Annotated in this window: 6 protein-coding genes; 3 read left to right on the top strand and 3 right to left on the bottom strand. The window is 70.0% G+C overall.

What is annotated here, in order from left to right; genetic code table 11:
• The first annotated feature begins 466 nt into the window (after positions 1–466).
• The 3 genes from P409_RS22040 to P409_RS22030 are packed head-to-tail and all read left to right on the top strand — an operon-like array spanning position 467 to position 3,957.
• Complete coding sequence (locus P409_RS22040; RefSeq protein WP_081991698.1) at positions 467–2,086, top strand: peptide ABC transporter substrate-binding protein; 1,620 nt, start codon at positions 467–469, stop codon at positions 2,084–2,086.
• Positions 2,087–2,120: 34 nt separating this feature from the next.
• Positions 2,121–3,074, top strand: a complete 954-nt coding sequence (locus tag P409_RS22035) for an ABC transporter permease (protein ID WP_034843716.1) — start codon at positions 2,121–2,123, stop codon at positions 3,072–3,074.
• Positions 3,067–3,957 carry an ABC transporter permease gene (locus P409_RS22030; protein WP_152613477.1) on the top strand — a complete coding sequence of 297 codons (891 nt, stop codon included), beginning with the start codon at positions 3,067–3,069 and terminating at the stop codon, positions 3,955–3,957. Before P409_RS22035 ends, P409_RS22030 begins: the two co-directional genes overlap by 8 nt.
• On the opposite strand, the gene P409_RS22025 is transcribed toward P409_RS22030, so the two are convergent.
• The 3 genes from P409_RS22025 to P409_RS22015 all read right to left on the bottom strand — a co-directional run.
• Entirely contained in the window at positions 3,954–4,952 is a 999-nt protein-coding gene (locus P409_RS22025) for an ABC transporter ATP-binding protein (RefSeq protein WP_034843715.1), read from the bottom strand. The two genes, P409_RS22030 and P409_RS22025, sit on opposite strands and share 4 nt — an antisense overlap.
• Positions 4,949–5,968, bottom strand: coding sequence for an ABC transporter ATP-binding protein (locus tag P409_RS22020; RefSeq protein ID WP_034843713.1), 1,020 nt, complete (start codon positions 5,966–5,968; stop codon positions 4,949–4,951). Before P409_RS22020 ends, P409_RS22025 begins: the two co-directional genes overlap by 4 nt.
• Positions 5,965–6,955: DUF885 family protein (locus P409_RS22015; protein ID WP_034843711.1), on the bottom strand; the 991-nt coding region annotated here is incomplete at its 5' end. The genes P409_RS22020 and P409_RS22015, both read right to left, overlap by 4 nt.

Raw genomic sequence — 6,955 nt, 5'->3', positions numbered from 1 at the left:
GCCTTCGTCCGGACCGCTCGCTGCTGCCGTCGTGGCGAGGGCCATCATTCGAGCTTCGGCGGAGTCATGAGAAAAACGGCGTACGAAGGCGAGATTTTGTAGGATTGTCCCGCCTTGTCGGGCGGCGTCATGCTGGCGTCATGAGACAGTGTTTCGTCGCCGGGAGCGCCGATACGAAGCTGCAGGCCGGGGCTGCCGCGCGAATGGCTGCCCGGTCGCGAGGCTCTGGAGGCGAGACCTCGGGGCGGACCGCCCCACGCCCGGCAGGCTGCGGCCGGACAGGCGGCTCGCGCGATCGGAGACGCATGACTCCACGACATCGACCTCACGCTTCCGGAGACGGCGGTCACGGCTATGCGGCGCGGCGATCGGGCATCTGAGCATCAAGGCTCCGGCGAAGACCGGGGCCGGGACCGGATCGGCCAACGATCCGCGGACAGGCAGGCTAAGACGGGGAGACGGACCGATGACGATCGAATTCTCGCGCCGGACAGCCTTGAAGGGGGCAGTTGCCGGCGCGGCCGCGCTGGCCACGCTGCGCGCCGTGCCGGGCTGGGCGGAGGGCCCGGGCGGCACCCTGAATGTCGGCCTGACCTACGACATCGACACGCTGAACGTCTATTCGACCGGTTATCTCGGCGATGTCCAGGCCGCCGTGGTCGAAGGACTGCTGGCGCCCGACGGCCAGGCGGAATACGTGCCGGTGCTGGCGACCGAGGTGCCGACGCTGCAGAACGGCGGCATCGTCCTGACCGACGGCGGCAAGAAGATGACCGTCACCTACAAGCTGCGCCCCGGCGTCAAATGGCATGACGGCCAGCCCTTCACCTCGGCCGATGTGAAGTTCACCTGGGAGGCGGTGAAGAACGAGAAGTTCATCGCCGAATCCAAGGACGGCACCGAGGACATCGAGGCGATCGAAACGCCGGACGGGCTGACCGCGATCTGCCACTACAACACCGTGGCCCCCGACTTCGCGTCGACGCTGTTCACCTTCGGGATCCTGCCCAAGCACGCGCTGGAGGGGAAGGATCTGAACACCGACTCCTACAACGAGAAGCCGCTGGGCACCGGCCCGTTCATGGTGAAGGAGTTCAAGCGCGGCCAGTATGTGCTGACCGAGCGCAACCCGAACTACTGGCGCAAGGACGACAAGGGCCGGGCCCTGCCCTATCTCGACCAGATCGTCTTCAAGATCATCCCCGATTCCAACACGCTGATGACCCAGCTGAAGTCGGGCGAGCTCGGCCTCGTGGTCCAGGTGCCCTACAACCAGGCCAAGCAGCTGGAGGGCGTCGCCGGGCTGGAGACGGTCAAGGGGCCCCTCCTGTCCTGGCAGCATCTCGACTTCAACTTCAAGAGGCCGAAGTCGCTGCAGGATCTGACGGTGCGCAAGGCGATCGCCCATGCCATGAACCGGCAGACGCTGGTGCGGGCCCAGGGCGGCTTCCCCGAGCCGATCAAGTCGCCGGTCGTGCCGGTGTTCAAGGATCTGTACGACCCGAACACGCCCGAATACGCCTTCGACGTCGCCCAGGCCAACAAGCTGCTGGACGATGCCGGCTACACCAGGGGCGGCGACGGCATCCGCGCCAAGGATGGGGAGACGCTGTCCTACCGCATCGTGGTGCAGGCGGGCCGCGCCGATGACGAGCTGGCCGAACAGGTGATCATCGCCCAGCTCAAGGCCATCGGCATCGAAGCCAAGCCGGACAACAAGACCGGCGTCGCCTATCGCGAGGCGCGCTACAAGGGCGACTACGACCTGATCTACGGCCGCTGGATCACCTCGGCCGACCCGGTCTACAGCGTCTTCTACGGCACCAAGGGCGCCAACAACGGCCAGGGCTATTCGAACCCGAAGCTGGACGAGGTCATGGCCAGGCTGGAGAACACGCTCGACCCGGCCGAGCGCAAGACTTATGCCGCCGAGATGCAGAAGATCCTGGCCGAGGAACTGCCCTCGATCCCGCTGACCACCAACGTGGCCGTCATCGCCAAGACCACCAAGCTGAAGGACTTCGTGCCCAACCCGACCAACATGACCAACTTCGTCGACACCAGCCGCTGGCATCTGGAAGGGTGACCGGCCTCTCCCCGCCCCTTGCGCCGGGCCCGGCATGAACGCCGGGCAGGTCCTCCGCCGGCTGCTCGGCGCGATCCCGCTGCTGCTCGGCATCTCGCTGCTGCTGTTTGCCGTCATCCACCTGGCGCCGGGCGGGCCGCTGGACGTCTATGCCGACAACCCGTCGGTCAGCCCGGCGGCGCTGGAGCAGATCCGCAAGGCCTACGGGCTGGACCAGCCGGCGCCGGTGCAATACGTGCTGTGGCTGAAATCGATGGTCCTGGGCGATTGGGGCTACTCCATCCGCACCGGCCGCCCGGTGCTGCAGGAGGTGACGGAACGCATCGGCCCGACGCTGGAGCTGGGCGGGCTGGCCATGCTGGTCTCGCTCGCTGTCGCCCTGCCGCTGGGCACCATCAGCGCCGCCCGGCGGCATACGCTGCTGGACCATGTCCTGACCTTCCTGTCCTTCGCCGGCATCTCGCTGCCGGTGTTCTGGCTGGCGCTGCTGCTGCAGCTGCTGTTCAGCATCGCGCTGGGATGGCTGCCCTCGGCCGGGTACCAGACGATCGGCGGCGGCTCCTTCGGCGACCGGCTGGCGCATATCGCCATGCCCGCCGCGGTGCTGTCCCTCGCCACCATCGCGAGCTGGAGCCGCTATATCCGCTCCGGCATGGTCGACGTGCTGAACCAGGACTATATCCGCACCGCCTATGCCAAGGGGCTGCGCGAGCCGGGGGTGATCCTGCACCATGCCCTGCGCAATGCCTTGATCCCGGCGGTGACGATCATCGCCCTCGACCTCGCCTCGATCATCTCCGGCGCGGTGATCACCGAGACCGTCTTCGCCTGGCCGGGCATCGGCCGGCTGTTCATCGAGAGCATGGACGGACGCGACTATCCGGTGCTGATGGGGCTGATGATGCTGGGCTCGCTCGCCATCGTGCTGGCCAACATCGTGGCCGACCTGGCCTATGCGACGCTCGACCCGAGGATCCGCTATGATTGAAGCCGTGGACCAGGCGGCGACGGCCGCGGCCGAGCCCGGCCATCGCGGCTACTGGGCCCAGGCGGTCCGGCGGTTCCTGCGCCACCGCCCGGCCGTGGGCGGGCTCTTGTTCCTGCTGCTGCTGGCCGCCGCGGTGATCGTCGCGCCGACGGTCCTGCCCTATGCTTATGATGACCAGGATTTCGAGCTGATCGGCGCACCGGGCGAGATGACCGCCGCACATTGGCTGGGCACCGACGAGCTCGGCCGGGATGCGCTGACGCGCCTGGCCTATGGCGGCCGGGTCTCGCTCGCCGTCGGCCTCGCCTCCGCGATCATCGCCACCGGCCTCGGCACCCTCGTCGGCGCATTGGCCGGCTTCTACCGCGGCATGGTCGACAGCCTCTTGATGCGCTTCACCGACGTGATGCTGTCGATCCCGCCGCTGCCCCTGGTGCTGCTGCTGTCCGGCCTGCTGCGCCCGACGGTGCCGCTGCTGGTCGCCATCATCGGCGCGTTGATCTGGATGGGCACTGCCCGGCTGGTGCGCAGCCAGTTCCTGGCGCTGCGCGAGCGGGAATTCGTCGAGGCCGCGCGGGCCTTGGGCGCGCGGGGACCACGGCTGATGCTGCGCCATATCCTGCCGAACGCGATCGGGCCGATCACGGTCTCGGCGACCTTGGCGGTCGGCAGCTCGATCATGCTCGAGAGCGCGTTGTCCTTCCTGGGCTTCGGCGTGCAGCCGCCGGTGCCGACCTGGGGCAATCTGCTGAACACGGCCAGCCCGTGGCTGGCCACGGCGCCCTGGCTGGCGATCCCGCCGGGCCTGTGCATCTTCTGCACCGTGCTGGCGGTGAACTTCGTCGGCGACGGGCTGCGCGACGCGATGGAGCCGCGGGGCTAGGCGGCGGCCGGCGGACGGGTCAGGTCGAGATCGTGCCGGATGCAGGCGACGGCATGGCCGGGTTCGGCGTCGCGCAGCGCCGGCGCCGCCTCGGCGCAGGCCGGCAGCGCATAGGGGCAGCGGGTCCGGAACACGCAGCCCGACGGCGGGTCGAGCGGGCTGGGCAGGTCGCCCTTCAGCACCATCCGCGTGCGGCGAGCCCGCGGCTTCGGGATCGGAGCGGCATCCAGCAGTGCGCGGGTGTAGGGGTGGCGCGGGTTGCGGTACAGCTCGGCCGCCGTCGCCGTCTCCATCACCCGGCCGAGATACAGCACCACCACCCGGTCGCAGAGATATTCGATCACCGACAGGTCGTGGCCGATGAACAGCAGTGCCAGCCCCATCTCCTGCTGCAGGTCCTGCAGCAGGTTGATGATCTGCGCCTGGATCGAGACGTCGAGCGCCGAGACCGGCTCGTCCGCCACGATGAAGGCCGGGTTCACCGCCAGGGCCCGGGCGATGCCGACGCGCTGACGCTGGCCGCCGGAGAATTCATGCGGGTAGCGGCCCGCCGCCGATGCCGGCAGCCCGACCTTGTCCAGCAGGCCGCGGATCCGCGCCGGCCGGTCACCGCGGCCGCCGATGCCGTGCAGGTAGAGGGCCTCGCCCAGCGTGTCGCCCACCGTCATCCGCGGGTTCAGGCTGGCATAGGGGTCCTGGAAGATGATCTGCATCCGGCTGCGCAGCGCCGCCATCCCGGCGGCGGGCAGGCCCAGGATCTCCTTTCCCTCGAAGCGCACCGAGCCGCCGGTCGGCTCGATCAGCCGCAGCACGGCGCGGCCAAGCGTGGTCTTGCCCGAGCCGGATTCCCCAACCAGCCCGACCACCTCACGCGGCCGGATGTCGAGCGACACGCCGTCCACCGCGCGAACGGTGCCGCCGTATCGGAACAAGCCCTTGCCGACCGGGAAATGGACCTTCAGGTCGGTGACGGAGAGCAGGGGTGCGGCGGTCACAGCTCCCTCCAGCGCAGGCAGCGCGAGGCGTGGCTGGCCGCCACCGGCTCGACCGGCGGCAGGGCGGCACGGCAGGCCGGCGCCGCCAGGCTGCAACGCGGCGCGAAGGCACAGCCCGGCGGCGGATATCGCGGATCGGCGACCTGGCCGGGGATCGCTTTCAGCCGGTCGCGCCCGGCGCCGGCGCGGACGGCATGGTCGACGACCGGCAGGCTGGCCAGCAGCCCCCGCGTATAGGGATGGCTGGGCGCGTCGAACAGCCCGTCGACATCGGAGCTTTCGACCATCCGTCCGGCATACATCACCTCGACCCGGTCGGCGATCTCGGCGACGACGCCGAGATTATGGGTGATGAACAGGATGCCCATGCCGATCTCGCGCTGCAGCCGCCGCATCAGGTCCAGGATCTGGGCCTGGACCGTGACGTCGAGCGCGGTGGTCGGCTCGTCGGCGATCAGCAGCGCCGGGTCGCAGGCCAGCGCCATGGCGATCATCACCCGCTGGCGCATGCCGCCCGACAGCTGGTGCGGATAGGATTCGGCCCGGCGCCGCGCATCCGGGATCTCGACCAGCGACAGCATCTCGACCGCCCGGCTCCAGGCCGCCCCGGCGCCCAGCCCGCGATGCAGCCGCACGGCCTCCGCGATCTGGCGGCCGACGCTGTGCACCGGGTTCAGGCTGGTCATCGGCTCCTGGAAGATCATCGAGATCTCGTTGCCGCGGATGGCGCTCATCGCCGCCTGGTCGAGCTGCGCCAGGTCGCGCACCCGCCCGTCGCGGCCGCGGAACCGGATCTCGCCGGCGGCAATGCGGCCGGCCGGCGACCGGACCAGGCGCATGACCGACAGGCTGGTCACCGACTTGCCCGACCCGCTCTCGCCCACCAGCGCCACGGTCTGCCCGGCCTCGACCCGCAGGTCGACGCCGTTGACCGCGCGCACCGGCCCCGCCTCGGTGCGGAACTCCGTCACCAGGCCGCGGACATCGAGCAATGGCGCGCCGTCCGCTCCCGTCATCCGGCGATCTGCCCCGCCCGCCGCATCTCGTCCTCCGCCCAGGCCACGGGCACATGGCCGTGGCCGAGCAGCGTATCGTGGAAGGCCTGCATCCCGCCACGCCAGCGCGACCGCAGGTCCTTGATCGCCTCGACGCCCAGCCAGTACATCAGCCGCGTCCCCGGGAAAATCGAGTTGCGCGTCACCTCGCCATCGACCCGGGCGGCGGCGAAGCCGGCCTCGTCGCGGTAGAAGCGCCTGGCCTGCTCCAGCGTCCATTCGCCGGTGTGCAGCCGGATGTCGACCAGCACGCTGGCGGCGTTGCGGCGCTCGAACTGCTTCAGCAGCAGCACCTCGCCCGGGGTGTAGAAGCCCGGCGTCTCCAGCAGCAGGTCCTCGGCGTAGCAGGCCCAGCCCTCGACCATGGTTCCGGCCGACAGGAAGGCGATGCCGGCGGCGCAGTCGGTGCCGCCGAGCCGGGCCAGGCGCGACGCCGCTCGGCGGGCCCGGGCGTTCTGGGTGTGATGGCCGATGGAGCCGTGATGGACGGCGTGAACCGCCTTCACCAGCGCATCGTTCTGGCCGCGCAGGTAGGCGGCCGGGTCTCCGCCAGGCGGGGTCACCCAGTAGACGCTGCCGTCGCCGGGGCGGCCCGCCGGCGGCGACCGGTAGAACAGGAAGTAGAGATCCCGCGCGACGGTACGGAACTCCGGGGCCAGCGGCCGATAGGACAGGCCATATTCCGTCGCCGGGGTGACCAGCCCCTCCGCCGCCCTCACGGCCGCATCGTGCCAATGGCGATAGCGGGCCGGCACCTCCTCCGGCGCCGCCGGATGGATGCCGGACAAGGCTTCTACCTGCTGCTGCCAGGATCGAGCGGGATCGATCCGTGCCGCCATCTCCTCCAGCTCGCCGCCCATGCGGTCGAAGGCGTCCTGCGCCCGCCGGGCCGCCTCGGCGGGGGACAGCACCAGGCCATGCGCCTCGCGCATCAGCAGCGCCAGATAG

Source organism: Inquilinus limosus MP06 (assembly GCF_000767795.1).
GTDB classification, from domain to species: Bacteria; Pseudomonadota; Alphaproteobacteria; order DSM-16000; family Inquilinaceae; genus Inquilinus; species Inquilinus limosus_E.
This window is presented reverse-complemented; position numbering and strand designations above follow the sequence as displayed.